The organism is Microbulbifer sp. JSM ZJ756 (assembly GCF_044383805.1).
GTDB lineage: Bacteria > Pseudomonadota > Gammaproteobacteria > Pseudomonadales > Cellvibrionaceae > Microbulbifer > Microbulbifer zhoushanensis.
The window spans coordinates 221,912-242,365 of record NZ_JBISER010000002.1; the positions used below are offsets into that span (position 1 = coordinate 221,912).

General features: G+C 62.5%; 16 protein-coding genes. 15 read left to right on the forward strand and 1 reads right to left on the reverse strand.

What is annotated here, in order from left to right; all coding sequences use genetic code 11:
- The first annotated feature begins 122 nt into the window (after positions 1-122).
- The 11 genes from thiC (at position 123) to ACH6CX_RS05040 (ending at position 10,932) form a co-directional block, all read left to right on the forward strand.
- Positions 123-2,069, forward strand: coding sequence for a phosphomethylpyrimidine synthase ThiC (gene thiC / locus ACH6CX_RS04990; RefSeq protein WP_396675027.1), 1,947 nt, complete (start codon positions 123-125; stop codon positions 2,067-2,069).
- A gap of 51 nt (positions 2,070-2,120) precedes the next feature.
- Complete coding sequence (thiO, locus tag ACH6CX_RS04995; RefSeq protein WP_396675029.1) at positions 2,121-3,203, forward strand: glycine oxidase ThiO; 1,083 nt, start codon at positions 2,121-2,123, stop codon at positions 3,201-3,203.
- A gap of 95 nt (positions 3,204-3,298) precedes the next feature.
- Positions 3,299-3,511: a sulfur carrier protein ThiS gene (gene thiS, locus ACH6CX_RS05000; protein ID WP_232941634.1), complete on the forward strand. Its 213-nt coding sequence runs from the start codon at positions 3,299-3,301 to the stop codon at positions 3,509-3,511.
- 1 nt (position 3,512) lies between these two features.
- Entirely contained in the window at positions 3,513-4,319 is an 807-nt protein-coding gene (locus tag ACH6CX_RS05005; protein ID WP_232941635.1) for a thiazole synthase, read from the forward strand.
- A gap of 229 nt (positions 4,320-4,548) precedes the next feature.
- The gene (thiE, locus tag ACH6CX_RS05010; RefSeq protein ID WP_396675032.1) at positions 4,549-6,072 is read left to right on the forward strand and encodes a thiamine phosphate synthase; all 1,524 of its coding nucleotides are present in this window, start codon (positions 4,549-4,551) and stop codon (positions 6,070-6,072) included.
- Between the two features lie 3 nt (positions 6,073-6,075).
- On the forward strand, positions 6,076-6,831 hold the full coding sequence (locus ACH6CX_RS05015; RefSeq protein ID WP_232941637.1) for a HesA/MoeB/ThiF family protein: 756 nt from the start codon (positions 6,076-6,078) through the stop codon (positions 6,829-6,831).
- Between the two features lie 125 nt (positions 6,832-6,956).
- Positions 6,957-7,382, forward strand: coding sequence for a cytochrome c5 family protein (locus ACH6CX_RS05020; protein ID WP_232941638.1), 426 nt, complete (start codon positions 6,957-6,959; stop codon positions 7,380-7,382).
- 297 nt (positions 7,383-7,679) lie between these two features.
- A complete protein-coding gene (locus ACH6CX_RS05025; protein WP_237063796.1) occupies positions 7,680-8,630 on the forward strand; it encodes a lyase in 951 nt (316 codons plus the stop codon).
- Positions 8,631-8,848: 218 nt separating this feature from the next.
- Positions 8,849-9,322 carry a Dps family protein gene (locus ACH6CX_RS05030; RefSeq protein ID WP_232941640.1) on the forward strand — a complete coding sequence of 158 codons (474 nt, stop codon included), beginning with the start codon at positions 8,849-8,851 and terminating at the stop codon, positions 9,320-9,322.
- A gap of 312 nt (positions 9,323-9,634) precedes the next feature.
- The gene (locus ACH6CX_RS05035) at positions 9,635-9,973 is read left to right on the forward strand and encodes a PadR family transcriptional regulator (RefSeq protein ID WP_232941641.1); all 339 of its coding nucleotides are present in this window, start codon (positions 9,635-9,637) and stop codon (positions 9,971-9,973) included.
- Positions 9,973-10,932, forward strand: a complete 960-nt coding sequence (locus tag ACH6CX_RS05040; RefSeq protein WP_237063795.1) for a hypothetical protein — start codon at positions 9,973-9,975, stop codon at positions 10,930-10,932. Before ACH6CX_RS05035 ends, ACH6CX_RS05040 begins: the two co-directional genes overlap by 1 nt.
- Before the next feature lie 20 nt (positions 10,933-10,952).
- Here ACH6CX_RS05040 and ACH6CX_RS05045 read toward each other — a convergent pair whose 3' ends face one another.
- On the reverse strand, positions 10,953-11,846 hold the full coding sequence (locus ACH6CX_RS05045) for a LysR family transcriptional regulator (protein WP_232941643.1): 894 nt from the start codon (positions 11,844-11,846) through the stop codon (positions 10,953-10,955).
- Between the two features lie 162 nt (positions 11,847-12,008).
- Between ACH6CX_RS05045 and ACH6CX_RS05050 the strand changes: the two genes are divergently transcribed.
- The 4 genes from ACH6CX_RS05050 to ACH6CX_RS05065 all read left to right on the forward strand — a co-directional run bounded on the left by ACH6CX_RS05050 (position 12,009) and on the right by ACH6CX_RS05065 (position 20,420).
- Complete coding sequence (locus ACH6CX_RS05050) at positions 12,009-13,982, forward strand: acetoacetate--CoA ligase (RefSeq protein ID WP_255774687.1); 1,974 nt, start codon at positions 12,009-12,011, stop codon at positions 13,980-13,982.
- Between the two features lie 164 nt (positions 13,983-14,146).
- On the forward strand, positions 14,147-14,524 hold the full coding sequence (locus ACH6CX_RS05055) for a hypothetical protein (RefSeq protein ID WP_232941644.1): 378 nt from the start codon (positions 14,147-14,149) through the stop codon (positions 14,522-14,524).
- A gap of 117 nt (positions 14,525-14,641) precedes the next feature.
- Positions 14,642-16,435, forward strand: a complete 1,794-nt coding sequence (locus ACH6CX_RS05060; RefSeq protein WP_370636696.1) for an autotransporter assembly complex family protein — start codon at positions 14,642-14,644, stop codon at positions 16,433-16,435.
- Position 16,436: 1 nt separating this feature from the next.
- Positions 16,437-20,420, forward strand: a complete 3,984-nt coding sequence (locus tag ACH6CX_RS05065; protein ID WP_237063793.1) for a translocation/assembly module TamB domain-containing protein — start codon at positions 16,437-16,439, stop codon at positions 20,418-20,420.
- The last annotated feature ends 34 nt before the right edge of the window (positions 20,421-20,454 follow it).

A 20,454-nucleotide genomic window follows, 5' to 3' on the forward strand; every position in this document is an offset into this window, starting at 1 on the left:
CCGCTACCGAAAAAGTCATTACACGACTTTCCTCTCTGCTGATTCTTCCCCGGGCGCTCGGGCGCCACTCTCCGCGAAAAAGCGCCACGTTGCGCATTTCCGCGCAATACAAAGGGGTCAGCATGTCTCAAGAAACCGATACGCCGGTCGACGCGAACCGAGAGTCCAGCGAACGGGATTCCACGAAAAAAAGTGGACAATCCCGCGCGGAAAGCCGCGAATCTGCCCGGGTTTTCCTCGACAACCTTACCGCCCAGTCCTTTCCCAATTCCCGCAAGATCTACCTGGAGGGTGACAGCGCCGATATCCGTGTTGGCGTACGCGAAATCTGCCTGGGCGACAGTGTGGTGGGTGGTGACGAAAGCAACCCGGTACTGGAGCCCAACGCGCCACTGCGGGTTTATGATACTGCCGGCCTGTATTCCGATCCGGACTACCGGCCCAATGTGCGCGACGGCCTGCCCCGGTTGCGCCAGGCCTGGATCGAGGCCCGCGGCGATACCGAGGTACTGACCACCCGGCAGGCGGCCTACAGCCAGCAGCGCATGGCCGACCAGGGCCTGGACCATATCCGCTTTGACAACCTGCCGTCCCCGCGCCGCGCCCGGGCGGGGCAGAATGTCAGCCAGATGCACTATGCCCGCCAGGGCATTGTTACCCCGGAAATGGAGTTTATTGCCGTGCGCGAGAATATGGGCCGCGCCGCGGCCGGCGAAGTGCTGGCGGAATCCGATTACGGCAAAGCCCGCGACGGCATTTTTATCCCGGAACAGATCACCCCGGAATTTGTGCGCCGTGAAGTGGCGGAGGGGCGCGCGATCATCCCCGCCAATATCAATCACCCGGAGCTGGAACCGATGATCATCGGGCGCAATTTCCTGTGCAAGGTGAATGCAAATATCGGCAATTCCGCAGTCACCTCGTCCATCGAGGAGGAGGTGGAGAAACTGGTGTGGTCCACGCGCTGGGGCGCGGATACGGTGATGGACCTGTCCACGGGCCAGAATATCCACGAGACGCGCGAATGGATCCTGCGCAATTCACCGGTCCCCATCGGCACGGTACCGATTTACCAGGCCCTGGAAAAAGTGAATGGGGTTGCCGAAGACCTGAACTGGGAAGTGTTCCGCGATACCCTGGTGGAACAGGCGGAGCAGGGGGTGGACTACTTCACCATTCACGCCGGGGTACTGCTGCGCTATGTGCCGCTTACCGCAAAACGCGTCACGGGCATCGTGTCCCGCGGTGGCTCCATCATGGCCAAGTGGTGCCTGGCCCACCACCGGGAGAATTTCCTCTACACCCACTTTGAGGAAATCTGCGAGATCATGAAAGCCTATGATGTGAGCTTCAGCCTCGGCGATGGCCTGCGTCCGGGTTGTATTGCCGACGCCAATGACGAGGCCCAGTTCGGTGAGTTGCACACCCTGGGTGAGCTGACTGAAATTGCCTGGCGCCACGACGTGCAGACCATGATCGAGGGGCCGGGCCACGTGGCCATCCACAAAATCCGCAAAAACATGGATGAGCAGCTCAAGCACTGCCACGGCGCGCCGTTCTATACCCTCGGTCCGCTGACCACTGATATCGCGCCGGGCTATGACCATATCACTTCCGGTATCGGGGCTGCACTGATCGGTACCTACGGCTGCGCCATGCTCTGTTACGTGACGCCCAAGGAACACCTGGGCCTGCCCAACAAGGAAGACGTAAAAGAGGGGCTGATGGCCTACAAGATCGCCGCCCACGCCGCGGACCTGGCCAAGGGCCACCCCCGCGCGCAGCAGCGCGACGATGCATTGTCCAAAGCCCGCTTCGAGTTCCGCTGGGAAGACCAGTTCAACCTGGGCCTGGATCCGGAGCGTGCACGCACTTACCACGATGAAACCTTGCCGAAGGAATCCGGTAAGGTGGCGCATTTCTGTTCCATGTGTGGTCCCAAGTTCTGCTCCATGAAAATTTCCCAGGATGTGCGGGACTATTCCCGCAAGCTTGAGGCGGAACAGGGCATGGAGGAAATGGCGCTCAAGTTCAAGGACATGGGCAGCGAGCTGTATCACAAGGGCTGATGCAGCGCGCCGCAACTTCGGCATTCGAGAGCTCCCGGCACAGGAAAACCGATGACCCTGACTGTCTCCAACCAATGTCCCCGCGTCGCCATCGCCGGCGGCGGCCTGATGGGGCGCCTGCTGGCCTGGCGCCTGGCATTGCGCGGGCTGGATATCACCCTGTTCGAGGCGGGCAGCCTGGCGCGCCCGAGTGGTGCCTGCTGGACCGCTGCGGGAATGATTTCACCGCTTTCAGAACTGGTGCACAGCGAACGCTCGGTATACGAGCTGGGCCTACGCAGCCTGGTGCTATGGCGGGAATGGAGCGGGTGCCTGCAGCTCCTCTGCGGTTCCCCGGTGGGGTTTCGCCAGGCCGGTAGTGTGCTGGTGGCACACGGCCGTGACCGCAGCGAGTTGCTGCAATTCCAGCGCGAACTACAGGGCAAGCTCGAGGCCGGGGAGGTGGGGCAGCTGCGGGCCGTTGCCGCCACTGAGCTGTGGGAGCTGGAGCCGGCGCTGGCCGGCTTTGAGCGGGGGTTGTTCCTGGCCCCGGAGGGCGATATCGACAACCGGCGCCTGTTGCCGGCCCTGCTGGAGGTACTCCGTCGGCAGCGGGTTTCCCTGCGCGAGGAATGCCCGGTGGACTGCGAGCCGTTCACAATTTTCGAGGGCGGTCGCCGGCAGGAGTTTGAGTTGGTGGTGGACTGCCGTGGGCTTGGTGCGAGGGATCGGGTGCCGGGCCTGCGCGGCGTGCGCGGCGAGGTACTGGTGGTGGAAACGCCCGAGGTGCAGTTGCGGCGCCCGGTGCGCCTGCTGCATCCCCGCTACCAGTTATACGCGGTACCAAGAGAAAACGGCCAGACGGTGATTGGCGCCACTGAAATCGAGAGCGAGGATATGTCGCCGACCAGCCTGCGTTCCTGCATGGAATTATCCTCGGCCCTGTACTCCCTGAACCCGGCATTTGCCGAGGCGCGGATTATCGAGACCCGCGTCAACTGCCGTCCGGCCACTATGGATAACCTGCCCGTGGTGGAGGGGGAGCCGGGGCTGGTCAGTGTCAATGGATTGTACCGGCATGGCTACCTGCTGGCGCCGGCACTGGCCGAACGGGTGGAGCAGTTGGCGATAGGGCAGGTGCAGCAGTTGGCATGAAGGACGGCCGGGATGCAGCTATCCACCGCCCCGGATATACAGCAATAACTTACTGCTGAACAGGCAGCTATAAAGCGAGGTGAAATGCGAATCCCATGAGCAAGCCGATAAAAATCCAGGTCAACGGGGAAACACAGCCGCTCCCGGAAGAGAGGAACCTCGACCATTTCCTACTGTGGCTGGGCTATGAGGGCGATACCTTTGCCGTGGCCCTCAACGGTAATTTTGTGCCGCGGGGCCGCTATGCGGAAACAATACTCAATGACGGCGATGCACTGGATGTAGTGGCGCCGGTGGTCGGAGGCTGATATGAGCGATGAGCTGGCACTGTACGGCAAATCTTTTTCCTCACGCCTGCTGGTGGGCACGGCCATGTACCCGTCGCCGGCAATCATGCGCCAGTCCGTGGTTGAGGCGGGAGCCGAGATCATCACCCTGTCGCTGCGCCGGCAGAACCCGGCCCAGCAGCAGGGCAAGATGCTGTGGGATTATATCCAGGAGTCCGGTTGCTCGTTATTACCCAACACCGCCGGTTGCAAGTCACCCGCGGAGGCAATCGCCCTGGCGGAAATGTCGCGGGAAATCTTCCGTACCGACTGGCTGAAGCTCGAGGTGGTGGGGGATGATTACAACCTGCAGCCCGATCCGTACGGCCTGGTGGAAGCGGCAAGGGAACTGGTGCAGCGCGGCTTCAGGGTATTGCCTTACTGCACTGACGACCTGCTGGTTTGCCGCAAGCTGCTGGACGTGGGCTGTGAGGTGCTGATGCCCTGGGGCGCGCCGATTGGGACCGGGCTGGGCCTGATGAATAAATACAACCTGCAGACATTGCGCGACCGTCTGCCGGATATCCCGCTGATTATTGATGCGGGCATAGGAGCGCCCTCCCAGGCAGCAGAAGCCATGGAAATGGGTTTCGATGCCATCCTGCTGAACACCGCCATCGCCAGGGCACAGGACCCGGCCGCTATGGCCCGGGCGTTCCGGCTGGCGGTGGAGAGTGGACGCGCGGCACACCGGGCCGGCCTGATGGTCCAGCGCCAGACCGCCAGCCCCAGTACCCCGACGCTGGATATGCCGTTCTGGCAGCAGGCGGAAACCGCGGGCCGGAATTGACCGCGCACAACGCTTTCGGCGACGGAGGATTTCCGTGTGGATAGCCAGCAGTGCTGAGCTCGCTGGTGCCACCGTTGGACGGCCGCCGCAAGCATCGAGTTGCCGGGCAGGTGAATTCCTGAGTCGAAACCCGGTCATACACGACGTGAATAATAAGATGTGAAGCACGGCAAAGCGGGAGCGGCGGTAATCCCCTGTGCCAGGAACAAGTTGTAAATAGTTTATGCAAATGCAAACAAAACCGATTGTCTGGACCATCGCCGGCAGCGATTCCGGCGGTGGCGCCGGTATCCAGGCGGACCTGCTTACCTTTGCCGATCTCGGTTGCCACGGTTGCACTGCCATCACCGCCAATACTGCACAGAACACCGTGGAAGTTGCGGCCGTCAATGCGGTCCCCCTGGATGTACTGAGCGGGCAGCTGGAGGCGCTGCAGCGTGACCTTTTCCCCGACGCGATCAAGATTGGCCTGGTGGCCAATGCCGGGCAGGTGCTCGCCCTGGCGGAGTTCCTGCACCGTCTCAAGGCGGTGACGCCGGTGCCGGTAATCTACGACCCGGTGGCTGTTGCTACCAGTGGCGACAACCTGGCCGAGGAAGGCATCGGTGAACTGGTGATGCGCGAGCTGTTCCCGCTGTGTGACCTGGTGACCCCGAACCTGCACGAACTGGAGTGGCTGGCACGTGCGCCTGTGGGCAGCGCGGAGCAGATTCAGCACGCGGCGCGCCTGTTGCATGCCGGTGGCTGTCGCGCGGTGCTGGTCACCGGTGGCCACGCGGAAATCCAGCCCGGGGAGGTTGCCGACCTGCTCTGGGACGGGGCGCGGAGTGACTGGCTAATTGGCGATAAGCAGCCTTCGGTCAACACCCATGGCACCGGCTGTACCCTGTCTTCCGCAATTGCCGCCTGTACCGCACTTGGTTATCCGCTGCGGGATGCCTGTGTGGTGGCCAAGGCCTATGTCCAGAGGGGCCTGCGCCTGGGGGATAGCGATACCGTGGGCAGTGGCCCGGGCCCGGTGGGGCATTGTGGCTGGCCGGTTGAAATGGTGGATTTCCCCCGGGTGCTGCTGCCGCAGGAAGAATCGGCCAGCCTTTATGGTACATTCGACGCATCCGGCAGCCGCCTTTTTACCAGCGACTTCGCCGCCACGGATAGTGGGACGCTGGGGCTTTACCCGGTTGTCGATTCGGTCGAGTGGCTGGAAAAACTGGCGGCGGAAGGGGTTAAGACCCTGCAACTGCGGATCAAGGAGGCCGGCACAAACCTGCGAGGGCAGGTTGAGCGGGCGGTCGCTATTGGCCGGCAGTATCGCCTGCGCCTCTTTATCAATGATCACTGGCAGCTTGCCATTGAGTGCGGTGCCTACGGGGTACACCTGGGACAGGAGGACCTGCAGGCCGCCGACCTGAAGGCGATCAGGGCTGCGGGGCTGAAGCTGGGCATCAGCACCCATGGTTTTTATGAATTGCTGCGCGCCTATCGCTATCGCCCCAGCTACCTGGCCATCGGGGCCATCTTTGCCACCGATACCAAGGATATGAGTGACCAGTTGCAGGGGGTGGCCAAGCTTGCGCGGATGGCGGCACTGGTGACAGATATCCCGCTGGTGGCAATCGGTGGCATCAATATCGAGCGGGCCCCGGCGGTGGCGGCCACTGGCGTGGGCAGTATTGCCGTGGTCAGCGCCATTACCCGGGCGGCGGATTACCGACAGGCCGTGCGCGAGCTGCGGGCCATTTGCGGGAATTGAATCATGCTCAGTAACAGGCAATACCAGCGCTACAGTCGCCAGATCATGCTGCCCGAAGTGGGCGAGGGCGGCCAGGAAAAACTCGGTCGCGCTCGGGTGATGATCGTCGGTATGGGCGGACTCGGCAGCCCGGCGGCGCTCTACCTGGCGGCGGCCGGGATCGGCGAATTACACCTGGTGGATGGCGACCGACTGGAAATATCCAACCTGCAGCGACAGATTCTCTACAAGACCAATCACCGGGACAAACCCAAGGCGGAGGTGGCGGCGCAGCAGCTGGTGGCGGCGAACCCGGAAATCCGGGTGCAGGGACACGTGCGCATGGCCGATGCCGCCTGGTTGCGTGACCAGGTTCCGCAAATGGACCTGGTGCTCGACTGCACGGATAACCTGGACAGCCGCTATGCCATCAACAGTGCCTGCCGTGAGGCCCGCAGGCCGGTGGTGATGGCATCGGCGCGGGGTTTTTCCGGCCAGCTGGTGAGCTTTGATTTTGCCACCGGGCTGAGCCCCTGCTATGCCTGCCTTTTCCCCCCCGGCGGGGAGCGGGAGGCGGCTAACTGTGCCAGTGCGGGAGTGCTGGGGCCGGCCCTGGGGGTGATGGGGAGCCTGCAGGCGATCGAGGCGATCAAGTTTTTGCTGGGACTGCCGGTGCCGAGCCTGGGCCGGTTACAACTGTTCGAGGCGCAGACACTGGAGTTGCGGTCGCTGCAGCTGCAGGGTAATAATCAATGTCCCGAATGTTTCCCGGGCCAGTGAGCGGACTTTTGCAGCCACCCGTCCGGATTCGTGCGGGAATCTGTACGGGCCCGGGTTACCCTCCGGCGTGCAGCCGGAGTCCTGCCGGGGACTGTGCGCCGACAATGCATACGGAAATAACAACAATGAAACGATTGCTCCCCATCCTGACAGCCACCCTGGTACTGGTCGCCTGTGCCCCCGGGGACGATCCAGCGGTTTCATCGCAGGCTGCAGCCTCGCAGCCGGCGGGAATACAGGCCGCAAGCGGGGCGGCGCCGGAGGACATTCGTGAAACCTACCTGCGCAGTTGCCACAGTTGCCACGGGCCCGGTGTCACCGGCGCGCCCCGTACCGGCGACGTGGCGGCCTGGAAACCCCGTGCCGCAAAGGGGTTGGATGTGCTGGTGACCAACGCCATGGAGGGTTACAGGGCCATGCCTCCCCGGGGGCTGTGCTTCGATTGCACTGAATCCGAATTCGCCGGCCTGATCCGCTATATGGCAGGTGCCGCGCTGGATGATACGGCAGGGGCCGAGGCGGGCCGTGACACCACCAGTGCGGGGCACTGATCGCAAGCGCCCCGGGAGCAGCTGGCCTGGCGATAAAAACCATTCGCAGTGGCGAGTGGTTTACCACACGGACTGATCGACAGGAGTCGGCCTATGCGTGCTGTTGAACCCCGGAACCCCTCTTCCCGGGATTTATCCTTACTTCACAGGCTTTTCCCATCCGCCATTTCCTGGCCGGTTGTTTTACTCTTCACCGCTTTTCTCACTCTCTCCCTGTGGATTACCCCTGTTGCGGCACAAAAGCTGGACGGCCCGGAGGATAAAAGCGGAGCGGACGGCAACGCGGCAGGCAAGGCATTGCAGGATACGGATACCTCGCTGCCGGACCAGCTGGAAATCCGGGTATGGCGAATACCCTGGGGTGGTCGCCCACGGGACCCATTTGTGGATAGCCGCGGTTCGGTCTGGTTCTGCGGCCAGGCCGGCAATTATATTGGCCGCCTCGATCCGTCAACGGGGGACCTCAAACAGTTCGAGGTGCCGGAGAACTCCCACCCGCACAACCTGGTTGTCGATCCTGAAGGCCATATCTGGTACGCCGGTAACCGCAATGCCCATATTGGCCGGCTGGATCCGTCGAACGGTGGTATCCGGCGCTTTTCCATGCCCGAAGGTGTCGACGATCCGCACACGCTGGTATTGAATGGCGAGGGCAATATCTGGTTTACCGCACAGCACAGCAACCGCATCGGGCTACTCGATACAGGCAGCGGCAGGGTGCGGTCGGTGCAGCCCAGCGTTGCCGGTGCGCGCCCTTACGGCATCAAACTGGACAGTGACGATCACCCGTGGGTGGCACTGTTCGGTACCAACCGCCTCGCCAGGGTAGATCCGGATACCATGCAGCTGACCGAGTTTGAGCTGCCGCGTCCCGACGCGCGGCCGCGCCGGCTGGAGATCGATGAGCGTGGCGATATCTGGTATGTGGACTATGTCGGCGGTTTCCTCGGCCGCTACCAGCCTGAGAGCGACCGGTTTGCCGAGTGGCGGCTGCCGGGAGACTCCCCGCGCCCTTATGGCACCGCCCTCGACAACAGGGGGCATCTCTGGGTTGTCGATACCGGCGTGATGCCCAACCGGGTGCTGGGGTTCGACCTTGGCCGGCAGGAATTTTTCAGCAGTTCGCCGGTACCCGGCGGTGGCAATGTGCGGCATATGTACTTTGACCCCGCGGAGAGTGCGTTCTGGTTCGGCGTTGATGCCGGTTATCTCGCCCGCGGGCGGCCAAAGGCGGGGACCGGGCGCTGATAGCAGGGATTGCCGGATTTCTGGCGCTGCGGGGCCGCGAAACCTGTAATCGCGGCTAAGCTTGCAATATTGTCGCGCCGGCACCAGATAGCTTTTCCTTATCGAACCTATTCCCCAAATAAATTTTTAATTTCTGACTGCGGCGTTACTATGGGGTCAATTCGATAAGTCATTCGGCTTTCGGGAAGTTTTTTCAAGACAGCAACAAGAGGTGGATTATGACCAAGATCGACATCGGTATTAACGAGCAGGATCGTGAAAAAGTCGCCCACGGCCTGAAGCGCCTGTTGGCGGACAGTTATACGCTCTACCTGCAGACACACAATTTCCACTGGAATGTCACCGGCCCGCTGTTTCGTGAACTGCACCTGATGTTCGAGGAGCATTACACCGAGCTGGCCGAGGCTGTCGACGACATCGCCGAGCGTATCCGCACCCTGGATGTTGAGGCCCCTGGCACCTACAAGGCGTTTGCCGAGCTCAGCTCCATCAAGGAAGTGGATTCCATTCCCGCGGCGGAGAAAATGGTGGAAATTCTCACGCAGGGCCACGAGCAGGTGGTCAAGACCTGTCGCGAAGTGTTGAAGGCCGCGCAGGACGCGGATGACGAATCCACCATGGCGCTGGTCTCCGACCGCATGAGCGTGCACGAAAAAACCGCCTGGATGCTACGGGCTACTACCAAGAAATAATCCTCCACAAGCAAGGCGCCCGGGTAGGGCGCCCCTGCCGGGAGTCAGTCTCCTGCACCCGTTCCCCCCGCGGGGAACGGGCGCCCCGGCAGGTGATACCCGTCAGGCGGTGGGTACTATTACCGCGGCTTCCCGCTTTTGATTCCTCCCTGGTTTTCCCCTCCCTCACTCCGCAACAGGTCCGTTGAGTCATCCTCTCCCGGGCAATTGGTACAACTTGGGTAATTTCTGCGGCCGGGTTTCGCGCTTGCATTCCTACGCTGTGTGTTACACAGTATATGCTGTGCATCACACAGTATGTGGAGGAGCGACATGACGCTGGATGCGGAGCGGCTCAACAAACTGGCGATGGAAATGCGCCGGGGGATGCTGGTACTGGCGGTGCTGCGGGCCCTGGGTAAGCCGCACTACGGCTATTCCCTACGCAAGCGTCTCGCCGCCATCGGCCTGGAAATCGACGAGGGCACGCTCTACCCGCTGCTCCGGCGGCTCGAGGGACAGGGGCTGCTCAGCAGCACCTGGCAGGTCCACGATGGCCGCAAACGGCGCTTTTATGTCATCGCGGAAGATGGCAGGGCGGCATTGGAACTGATGACAGGGGAGTGGCGCAAACTTAATCACGCTATCGATAAGCTTGGGGAGGAGTGGTAATGGAACTACTGCAGCGATATGTGGATAACGTCAAGACTTACCTGCCGGGCGGCCTGCGGGATGATATCGGCAGCGAACTCTATTCGGGCCTGCAGGACCAGTACGACGATTTAAGCGAGGCGCTGGGCCGTGATCCCACCGAGTCCGAGCTGTCGGAATTGCTCAAGCGCAGGGGGCATCCGATGGAAGTGGCTGCGGCCTACCAGCCGCGCAGGGCGCTGGTGAGTGAGGCGCTGTTACCACTGTATATGCAGGTCCTGAAGTGGGTCTTCCTGGCGATCCTGATCGGTAACGGTGCGGTGCTACTGGTCGAGTTGCTCAACCAGTCGCAGCCGCAGTTCCTGGCCGCCGCTCTGGGGTGGTTGAAGGGCAGTTTCGATGCAGGCCTATACAGTTTTGCACTGGTGACACTGGGCTTTTTCCTGGCCGGTGAAAGCATCAGTTTCAGCGATGCATTCGGCAAGTGGGATCCCCGGAAACTGCCCAGGATTGCCGCAGCGGGCCAGCGTATCAGCGCTTTTGACAGCGCGGTGGAGCTGGTGGCCATGGTCCTGCTCGCGGGCTGGCTCAACGACCTGTTTCCCGCGATTCAGGTGACCGGCCCCGGGGGTATTGAGGTCACGATATCCAGCGAATTGCGCGCACTGCTCCCGTGGTTGAACATGGCTATTGCCCTGAACCTGTTGATGGCACTGGACAAGCTCTTCCTGCCATTCTGGACCCGGGCCAAGCTGGCACTGGACAGTGCCATCAACCTGTTGTGGCTGTTTCTCTTTGCGCAGCTGTTCGGCCTGGAGCAGGTATTCAGCTTGCAGTGGGAAGGCGCCGGGGTTAATTCATGGGAAATGCCGGCAGCCAAGTGGCAGCTGGTGGTTATCGTTGCCGCGCTGGTTACCGGGTGGGACCTGCTGCAGAACCTGCGACGCTACTTCCGCACGATCGCCGACCGGCCGGCCTGAGTGCTTAAGAGGAGGCGGCTTCAGTGGCTGCCGGATGGCTCTGTCACCAGCTGCAAAAGTGCACTGGCCGGTGCCGACAGCGCACCGCGGCTGCGCAGCAGCACACCGACTTCCTGCTCAACCACTGGTGCCTGCAGGGGGAGGCAGGGCAGGCCGTAGTCGCGCATCTGCGGTCGGCAAAGCTCAGGGACCACGCTGGCGCCGATGCCGGCCCGCACCAGCTGGCCGATAGTGCTGAGTTGGTTGGCTTCGCATAATAACCTGCCACTGTAGCCGCTCTCTGCCATCGCCGCATCGGTCCAGCGCCTCACTGCCGAGCCCCGGTTCATGGCGATAAACGGCTCCGCGGCGAGCGCCTGCCAGGTCACAGAGTCCCGGTCCGCCAGCGGGTGTTCCGGTGGCACTACTGCGATAAAGCGATCTCTCGCAAATCCGTGAAATTCGAGTCCGGCCAGGTCATCGGGGCGGAATGCAATGCCAATTTCCGCCCGGCCTTCCTGGACAGCCCGCTGCACCCGCTCCATTACGATATCCTCGATCACGATGTTGATGGATGGATGCCGGCGATTGAATTCTGCCAACAAGCCCGGCAACCGGTTAAGGGCAAAGGCGGGTATCACCGCCAGGTTCAGTTGTCCCTGTTCCAGCCTGAAGCGTTGCTGGATCGCCTCCATGGACTGGTCCCAGTTATTCAGGAGTTGTTCCGCCCGGCCGAGAAACTCGCTCCCTTCCGGCGTGAGTGCCAGCTGGCGACTGTCGCGGTTGAACAATGGGCCGCCCGCTGCCTCCTCCAGGTTGCGGATGGCCACCGACAGGGCCGGTTGCGAGATATGCAGCAGGGCGCTGGCCTCGGCCAGGCTGCGGCTTCTGGCGACCGCGACAAAAGCGCGCAATTGCTTGAGAGTGGCACTCATTAGACTGTTAACCGTAACCTGGTCATAATTTAACTTAAAGTTAACAATTATAAATATATTTTAAATTTTATTAAGGGTAAGACCAAGGCATGATTGTGACATGCCTGTGATGCCCGTATTTTTCCGGGCCCGGAAGACAATAAACACAGAAGGTCAGACGAGATGAGTATAACCGCACAGCCCCTGTGGCAGCCGACGCCGGAGGCCGTAGCCGCCACCCAGATGGACCGGTTCCGCCGGCTGGTCAACGAGCGCTTCTCCACCAAACTGGAGGATTACCACGCGCTGCACCAGTGGTCGGTGGATCATCGGGAGGAGTTCTGGAAGCTGTTGTGGGACGAGACCGGGGTCATAGCCAGCGAGCGGGGCGACACCGTGCTGGAGAATGACGAGATGCCAGGAGCGCGCTGGTTTCCCGGCGCGCGGCTGAATTTCGCCGAGAACCTCCTGCGTTACCGCGACGATCGCACGGCCCTGGTGGAGCGACTGGAAAATGGCAGCCGCCGCCAGCTCACCTACGCTGAACTGTTTGCCCGGGTGGAGCGCCTGGCCGCGGCACTGGCGGAACAGGGCGTCGTCGAGGGCGACCGTGTCGCCGGTTTCATGCCCAATGTCATGGATACTGTGGTCGCGATGCTGGCTACCGCCAGCCTGGGTGCCATCTGGACCTCCTGTTCACCGGATTTCGGGATCAACGGGGTGCTCGACCGCTTTGGCCAGGTGGCGCCGAAAGTGCTGTTTGCCTGTGAGGGCTATTTCTACAACGGCAAGACCATCGATTCCCTGCCGCGGATCCACGAGATAGCCGCGCGAATCGACTCGCTGGAGAAGATAGTGGTGGTGCCGGTGGCGCGCTCCGCCGGAGATACGGCTGCAGCCGTGGCCGACCTGCCGGGCAGTACCACTGTGGAGGCCTTTATCAAAGGCGCCCCGGAACAGCCGCTGACTTTCGTGCAGACGGAGTTCAACCACCCGCTGTATATCATGTATTCCTCCGGAACCACCGGGGTGCCCAAGTGCATCGTGCACGGTGCCGGCGGCACCCTGCTGCAGCACCTCAAGGAGCACCGCCTGCACTGTGATCTGGACCGGGACGATACCCTGTTCTACTTCACCACCTGTGGTTGGATGATGTGGAACTGGCTGGTGAGTGGCCTCGCCTGCGGTGCTACCCTGGTGCTGTTCGACGGTTCCCCGTTCTACCCGGCGGCGGAGAGCCTGTGGGATATGGCGGACGAGGAAGGCATCAGTGTTTTCGGCACCAGCGCCAAGTACATCGCCGCGCTGGAAAAGGCCGGCCGCAAGCCCCGCGAGACCCATAAACTGGAGAACCTGCGCGCAGTGCTGTCGACTGGTTCACCGTTGGCCCACGAGGGTTTCCGCTATGTCTACCGGGATATCAAGGCCGACCTGTGCCTGTCTTCCATCTCCGGTGGCACTGACATCATCTCCTGTTTTGCCCTGGGCAACCCGGCCCTGCCGGTCTATGCCGGTGAGCTGCAGTGCCGTGGGCTGGGCATGGCCGTGGAGGTATGGAACGACGACGGCGAGCCGGTGGTCGGTGAGAAAGGTGAGCTGGTATGCGCGAAATCCTTTCCGTGTATGCCGATCGGGTTCTGGAATGATGAAGATGGTTCCAGGTACCACAGCGCGTACTTCGAGAACTGGCCTGGCGTATGGGCCCATGGTGATTACGCGGAAATCACCGGACATGGCGGGGTGATCATTTACGGCCGCTCTGATGCGGTACTCAACCCCGGCGGGGTGCGTATCGGTACCGCCGAGATCTATCGCCAGGTGGAAAAAGTCGAGGAGGTGCTGGACAGTATCTGTATCGGCCAGGAATGGCAGGATGATGTTCGGGTGGTGTTGTTCGTGGTTCTGCGCGACGGTGTCACCCTGGACGATGAGCTGGTGCAGAAGATCCGTACCACCATCCGCGCCAACACCACGCCGCGCCATGTGCCGGCCAAGGTGATCCAGGTCACCGATATCCCACGTACCATCAGCGGTAAAATCGTTGAACTGGCGGTACGCAATGTGGTGCACGGCAAGCCGGTGAAGAACCAGGAAGCGCTGGCCAACCCCGAGGCCCTGGCACTTTATAAAAACCTGCCGGAACTGGGATCCAACTGATCGATTCCGGCAAAGGGCGGCGGCCGGTATAAACCGGCAGCCGCCCGGTCCCTTCTCCGCGTCGCCCCATCCCCTGGCGCTGTACCATTCCTGCCAAACTGCGCTACCCTGAAGTCGCAAGAAACGCTTTTATAACCTCCAATAATCTTCACGGAAGAGCACTGATGATCACGTATCTCTACTGGGCAGCAGTGATTGCCCTTGTCGTTTTTTCGCTCCTGGCGGGTAGTCGCATGGGTAGCCTGAAAGTGGGGGGCATTTTTGCTGTCATTATCTTTCTGGTGGGTTGGCTCGCTTACTATTTCCATTTCGAACAGGTCTTCGTCAAGCGGTTTGGCGGGGTGATGCGTATTTCCGTGCCTGAGGGGCAGCGCCATATCGGTGCCACCTGGAAAGAAGACAACCTGTGGATCGAGAATTACGATCCGCAAACGAACCAGTGTATTTTCTCCGAATATTCCAAGGGCAACCTGCTGGAAGGCCGGGTGATAATCCGCGACTGCAACCCGCTGCTCGGCACCGGCGCCGGCAGCACCCGCTGACCCGGGACACGCAACTTCCGGCGCAAACCAGGATCGAAGGGTAAATGGACATTCTTCCCGCCCGCCCGGGCGGGATCGGCTGCGCGGCGATTCCCCACAGCCGTAATTCAATAATGGATGAGTTCTTTGCGCGTACTAATCGGTATTCTCCTGGCGGCAGTGCTGTTCGGCCCCATGCAGGCTGCGCGCGCCATTCCCTTCTTCGATCAACTACCCGATTTCCGGGTGCGGGTAGCGGGTGACCGTGACCTGGAAGAGTGGCTGGGCGACCAGCTCAAGGACCTGCGCAAGGGCAGCAGTGTGCTGGAGAACTATGAGGACCCGCGGGATGTGGCGCGCTACGAACGGGGTAACCTGGAGAAACTGCTGCGCTCGCGCGGCTACTACGACAGCCGTGTGCGCGAATCGGTTAGTGACGGCAAGATTGTCTATCGCGTCGAGCCGGGCCCCCGCTACCTGATCAAGGATATCTCGGTGGAGATGCCGCCCCAGTTGCGTCGTGGCCTCGGCGCGCTGCCCCTGCAGATTGGCGATCCACTCAACGCCGAGAAGGTCAAGGAAGGCGTGACAGTGATCGAGAAGTACCTCAATGACAATGCCTGCCTGTTGAATGTGGATGTGAGTTATGAGGCCACGGTCATACACAGCGAGGCTGCTGCGCGACTGGTTTACCGTGTGGCCCCCAGTCCCGAGGTTGTTGTGGGCCAGGTCTATATCGAGGGTGTTACCACAATCGATGGCGATTACCTGCGCGATAAAGTCGGCATCACGTCCGGTGAGTGTTTCAAGCGCAGCCGGCTGGACGCTGCCCAGTTGCGATTGCTGCGTACCAACCTGGTGGCCGGGGTGGGCAGCGAGGTTTCCGAGCCCTACGGCGGTGTTGTGGATATTACTTTCCGGATCCAGGAGCGCAAGCATCGCACCGTCAAGCTGGGTGTCGGCTACACCTCCAGCGAGGGCGCCGGTGTGTCGGCGGGCTGGGAGCACCGCAATGTTTTCCATCGCGGCGAGAAAATTGATATCGAGAGCAAGGCCAATCCCGTGCAGCAGAGCCTGAAGGCGCGACTGCTGGTGCCACGCTTCCTGCGCGATGACCAGGACCTGACCGGCAAGGTGGAACTCTCCAATGAGGAGCGCGATGCCTACCAGGCGGAATCGTTCACCGTGGGTGCAACCATCTCCCGCAAGCTCAGTGAGCATCGGACGGCGAGTGTCGGCAGCGAGCTGAAATTCAGTGATATCGAGGAAGAGGGCGGTATCACCGAGAACTACCAGTTGCTGGCTTTCCCGCTGGGCCTGAAATGGGATACGACCGACAGCCCGCTCGATGCGCGCAAGGGTGCGACTGCGGCGCTGGAGGTGAAGCCCTATGTGGACCTCGGCACCAGCGGCAGCAATTTTGTGAAAAGCCTGGTGGTAGGGACCGGTTACCACACGCTTGCAGATACCCGCTGGGAGCCAACCCTGGCGCTGCGCCTCAAGGCCGGGGTGATATCCGGTGCCGACAATGCCGATGTGCCGGCGGACGAGCGCTTCTACGCCGGCGGCGGTGGCTCCGTGCGCGGCTACGGTTACCAGGCGCTGGGCCCGCGCCGGGTGATCGAGCCGGAAGAGCCGGGCGAGCAACCGCGCCTGAGTGACCCGATTGGCGGTCGCGCCCTCAGTGAGATATCCCTGGAAGGACGTCTGCGTTTTACTGAAAAATGGGGCGGGGTGATATTCGTCGATGGTGGCAATGCCTACCTGGATCCTGAACCGCGCTTCGATTCGCTGTTGTGGGGGGCGGGTATCGGTGTGCGCTATTTCACCTCCTTCGCGCCCGTGCGCTTCGACATTGCAGTGCCACTGGATAAGCGGGAAGGGCTCGATGACGACTTCCAAGTATACGTGAGCCTGGGGCAGGCGTTCTGATATGGCACGGTCGCTCTCTGCCCTGGCATCTGGTTTCGTGCGCGCCATTGGCACGGTGCTCCGCAGTCTCTGGCACTCCCTGGGCGGTCGCGGTGCACTGGTGTCCAGTGTGCTGCTGGTGCTTCTGCTGGCGTTGCTTTATTTCGTTGGCACCGGCCCGGGGCGCGTATCCCTGACGCACGGCGCGCTCGCCCTCTCCGAGCGCCTTGTGCCGGGGCTACGCATCCAGGCGGGCGAGGTGGCCAGTGAACGCCTGGGCGCCTGGTCGTTTTCCTCCCTGAAAGTGGATTACGAGGGCGAGGTGCTGTTACAGGCCCGTGGGCTGGCGCTGGGCATCGACCTGCCGGGGCTTGTCGCCGGCAGGGTGGATATCGAGCGGGTGGGTGCCGCCGACCTGTTGCTGGACCTGGATGTGTTGCAGTCGCTGCTGGAGGCGGGCGCCGAGCAGGCCGAGGCAGAGGTGGAGGAGCAGCCGGCGGCGGCGCTCGATATTCCCTCCATCAGGCTCGGCCGGCTGGACATCGATCGCCTGCGGGTGATCGACCGGCGCTACCCGGATTTGCCCCCGGTGGCCGTGGACGGGGACGGCTACTTTCGCTGGCAGGGCGAGACAACCCGCGGGGGGCTGGAAATACGCGAGCTGGACGGGGCGGGGCTGTTGGTAAGCCTGGCTGCCCGCGAGACCAGTGAAGGGCGTTACCGGGTGGAATTCCTGGCGCGCGAGGACAGCGGCGGATTTGCCGGCCAGCTGTTGCAGCTGCCCTCCGGGCAGGCGCTGGATGCCAGTGGCCGGATTGCAGTGCGCGAGTCCGGTGACCGGCTGGCAGTCACCATCGAGGAATTTTCCCTGCCGCTGGTGTCCCACCGCTTCGGGCTTGCCGGGCCCCTGGAAATCGCACTGTCGCCCTGGCTGGTGGAGACCGGCGGCCTTTCGCTGACTGTCGATGACACAAAACACGCGATTTCAGGCTCTGTCAGCGGCGAACGGGTGGATGCGGAAATTCGGCTCAATCGCCTGCCGCTGGCCATTTCACAGCCCTGGCAGGATTACCTGCAGGGCGGCTGGCTCAGCGCCGACCTGTCACTGCAGGGCCCGCTGTCGCTGCCGGCGGTCTCAGGGATGGTGGAGCTGCGCAGTAGTTACCGCCAGCAGCCGGTACACCTGGAGGGCCGGGTGCAGACCCGGGATGAGGTGATCGAGCTGGCGGGTGCGACGCTGGAATTTGCCGGCGCCCGCCTGGACCTGGCCGGCGAAGTGGACATTCCCGCAGAGTCCATCGATCTTCAGGGCGAGCTGGCGCGCCTGGAACTGGACGATATCCGCGCGCTGCTGGCGGTGCTGCCGGAAGAGAGCCGGGTGGAGTTGCCGCCGGAGCTTTCCGGTGCCATCGACGGCCTGCAGCTCAGCGCCCGTGGCCCCTGGGGCAACCCGGACTTTACCGCCACGCTCCGCGCCAGCCCGGTTTATGGCGAGCTGCAGGGTGATCTCCGCGCCGTGGTTGCGGGGAGCCCGAAAAAGATTCGCGTGCGGGAATTCAGCCTCAGCGGCGAACATTTCCAGCTGGGGGGGAATGGCGACGTCTCGCTGGAAAAGGAAACCCTGCAGCTGCAACTCACGGCGAGGGCAGATGAATTCCCGCCGCGGTTGCTGCTCGATATCCCCGAGCTGGCCGGCATTGCCGTCAACCTGGATGCGGAATTGTCCGTGCGCGGGCCCTGGAGCAAGCCACAGCTCCAGGCCAGTATTAACTCGGACGGCAAGTACCGAGACTATCGCTATAGCCTGGAGGGGGCTGTGGCCGGGGATATGGACCGGATCCAGCTGGACGGAGTGCGGCTGGAACTCTCCAGTCTCGATCCCGGCCGCGGTTTTGGTGTGACCGCCCTGGCGGGACAACAGTCCCCGGTCACCAATGGCGATGAGGGAGGCAAAGGTTCACTTGCGCCGCAGCAGAGCCCCAGTCGCGTGCGCGAGCTGGCCCGGGAATCCGCCCAGCTGGCCTGGCAGGGTGAGGCCTGGCTGCAGCTGGACGGGATCGTCGAGCCGGGCAAGCAGCGTGCCCGGGGAACAGTGGCGGGGCGCAATATCCCGGTATCCCTGGCAGAGTTGGCGGGCGTGTCCCTGCCCGCCACACTGGAGGGTGAGGTGAGCCTCGACGGGGAATTCTCCGGGCCTTTCGCCAGTCCCGAGGCCCAGGTCAATATCCTCGCCCAGGGCAGCTTCCGCGAGGAGCCCTGGCGCCTGCAGGGCGACGTGGGTTACCGCCAGGGCAGTATTTCCCTGTCCGGTGTCGACCTGCAGTGGGCGGGCCGCAACCGACTTCTGGCCGAAGGCAGCCTGAATGAAAAAGAGCTCGACCTGGAGCTGCGGGGCAATGCCATGCTGGCCGACCTGGAGCTGGGCCTGCCGGCGGAACTGAACGAACGTGGTGAGATTACCCTGCAGGCGACCGCCGCCGGCAGTCCGCGCAAACCGCAGTTGCAGGGGGAGCTGGGCCTCACCAGCGTCACTGATGGCAAACCGTTGTCCGGCGCGATCCGCTGGCAGACCCGGGGGCCCACACTGGAACTGGAATTGGAGATGGACCATGGCACGCGCCGGGCGGCGGAGGCCAGTGCACAGCTGGAGGTGGGGCCAATCCTGGAAATACTGCTGGCCGAGCGCCCGGCCGGCAGTGCGCGGCCGCCATTGCCCCTGGCCCTGGACAGCGGGGGCAGCGCGGACCTGTCCGTGCTTGAGGCTTTTCTCGATCCCGGGATTCACACCATGCAGGGGCAGCTGCAATTTACCCTGACCGCGGATGGCACCGTGGAGAAGCCCCGGATGCTGGGGGAGGTGCGCCTTGAAGGGGGCTCCTACGAACATCGCCCGAGCAATACCCGCCTGCGACGTATTGCCCTGCTGGCGCGCCTGACCCCGGATCGCTGGGTGATCGAGGAGGCGCGGGCGGAGGACCGGGAGGATGGCCGCATTGATATCGGTGGTGCAGTGACCTTCCCGGCAGTGGGGCCACCGCAGCTGGCGTTCGAGGTGCGTGCACAGCGGTTGCACCTGCTCAATTCCCCCGCCGTGCGCGGCGCTGTATCCGGCACGCTGGGACTGAGCGGGACCACCGAGGACGCGCGCCTGGAGGGGCGCCTGACCCTGCGGCCGCTGGAAGTACAGGTAGAGCAACTGTTCGGCAGCAGTGTGCCGGAAATCGAGGTGGTTGAAGTCGAGGTGGACGGCCCGGTGCAGCAGCGCGGCCCGCCCATCCTGGAGAACATCGCGCTGGCGATCCAGGTTGTGCTGGACCAGCAATCCTACGTGCGTGGCCTGGGGTTGAACTCGGAGCTGCAGGGGCAGGTAAATGTCGCCGGCACCGCGGCCAACCCGAACGCATCCGGGGAACTCACCATCGTGCGGGGTAATTTCGACCTGCTGGGCAAGCGCTTTGAGTTGCTGGAAGGTCGGGTGCTGTTCGAGAACAGCGAGGCTGCCATTTTCGTCAAGGGGCGTCACGAGTACAGTGACGGTGAAATTATTGCCGAGATTTCCGGCACCGCCGACGACCTGGATATCGAATTCAGCTCCACGCCCGAGGCGGCCCAGGATGAGATCTTCGCCCAGCTGCTGTTTGGCAAGTCACTGCAGGATATATCGCCACTGCAGGCAGTAAGGCTGGTGACGGTAGTGCGCACCCTGCAGGGCGGCGGGGCCGGCTTCGACCCGGTGGCCAAAACCCGGGAGTTACTCGGGGTCGATACGCTGGATATCAAGAGCGAGGAGGGCGAGGAAGGCCAGGATCGCTATGCGCTCAGCCTGGGCAAGTACATTACCAGCCGCATCTTTATCGAACTGCAGCGCAGTACTGATCCCCTCAACCCCTGGGAGGCCCAGATGCAGATTGAATTGCGGCGCAACCTGAACCTGGAGCTGAAATCCGCCGGTAGCAATGAAAGTGGCGCCGGCAGCGTGGAGCTTCAGTGGAAGAGGGACTATTAGTTTGGGGAAACCCGGACAGCCGCGTTGGCATGAA

Bases quoted from the DNA above. Each gene is read 5' to 3' on its own strand.
- thiS (WP_232941634.1), top strand. From the start codon at position 3,299: ATGAGCAAGCCGATAAAAATCCAGGTCAACGGGGAAACACAGCCGCTC.
- thiC (WP_396675027.1), top strand. From the start codon at position 123: ATGTCTCAAGAAACCGATACGCCGGTCGACGCGAACCGAGAGTCCAGC.
- thiE (WP_396675032.1), top strand. From the start codon at position 4,549: ATGCAAACAAAACCGATTGTCTGGACCATCGCCGGCAGCGATTCCGGC.
- ACH6CX_RS05065 (WP_237063793.1), top strand. From the start codon at position 16,437: ATGGCACGGTCGCTCTCTGCCCTGGCATCTGGTTTCGTGCGCGCCATT.
- ACH6CX_RS05060 (WP_370636696.1), top strand. From the start codon at position 14,642: ATGAGTTCTTTGCGCGTACTAATCGGTATTCTCCTGGCGGCAGTGCTG.
- ACH6CX_RS05020 (WP_232941638.1), top strand. From the start codon at position 6,957: ATGAAACGATTGCTCCCCATCCTGACAGCCACCCTGGTACTGGTCGCC.
- ACH6CX_RS05055 (WP_232941644.1), top strand. From the start codon at position 14,147: ATGATCACGTATCTCTACTGGGCAGCAGTGATTGCCCTTGTCGTTTTT.
- ACH6CX_RS05040 (WP_237063795.1), top strand. From the start codon at position 9,973: ATGGAACTACTGCAGCGATATGTGGATAACGTCAAGACTTACCTGCCG.
- ACH6CX_RS05045 (WP_232941643.1), bottom strand. From the start codon at position 11,846: ATGAGTGCCACTCTCAAGCAATTGCGCGCTTTTGTCGCGGTCGCCAGA.
- ACH6CX_RS05035 (WP_232941641.1), top strand. From the start codon at position 9,635: ATGACGCTGGATGCGGAGCGGCTCAACAAACTGGCGATGGAAATGCGC.
- thiO (WP_396675029.1), top strand. From the start codon at position 2,121: ATGACCCTGACTGTCTCCAACCAATGTCCCCGCGTCGCCATCGCCGGC.
- ACH6CX_RS05005 (WP_232941635.1), top strand. From the start codon at position 3,513: ATGAGCGATGAGCTGGCACTGTACGGCAAATCTTTTTCCTCACGCCTG.
- ACH6CX_RS05030 (WP_232941640.1), top strand. From the start codon at position 8,849: ATGACCAAGATCGACATCGGTATTAACGAGCAGGATCGTGAAAAAGTC.
- ACH6CX_RS05015 (WP_232941637.1), top strand. From the start codon at position 6,076: ATGCTCAGTAACAGGCAATACCAGCGCTACAGTCGCCAGATCATGCTG.
- ACH6CX_RS05050 (WP_255774687.1), top strand. From the start codon at position 12,009: ATGAGTATAACCGCACAGCCCCTGTGGCAGCCGACGCCGGAGGCCGTA.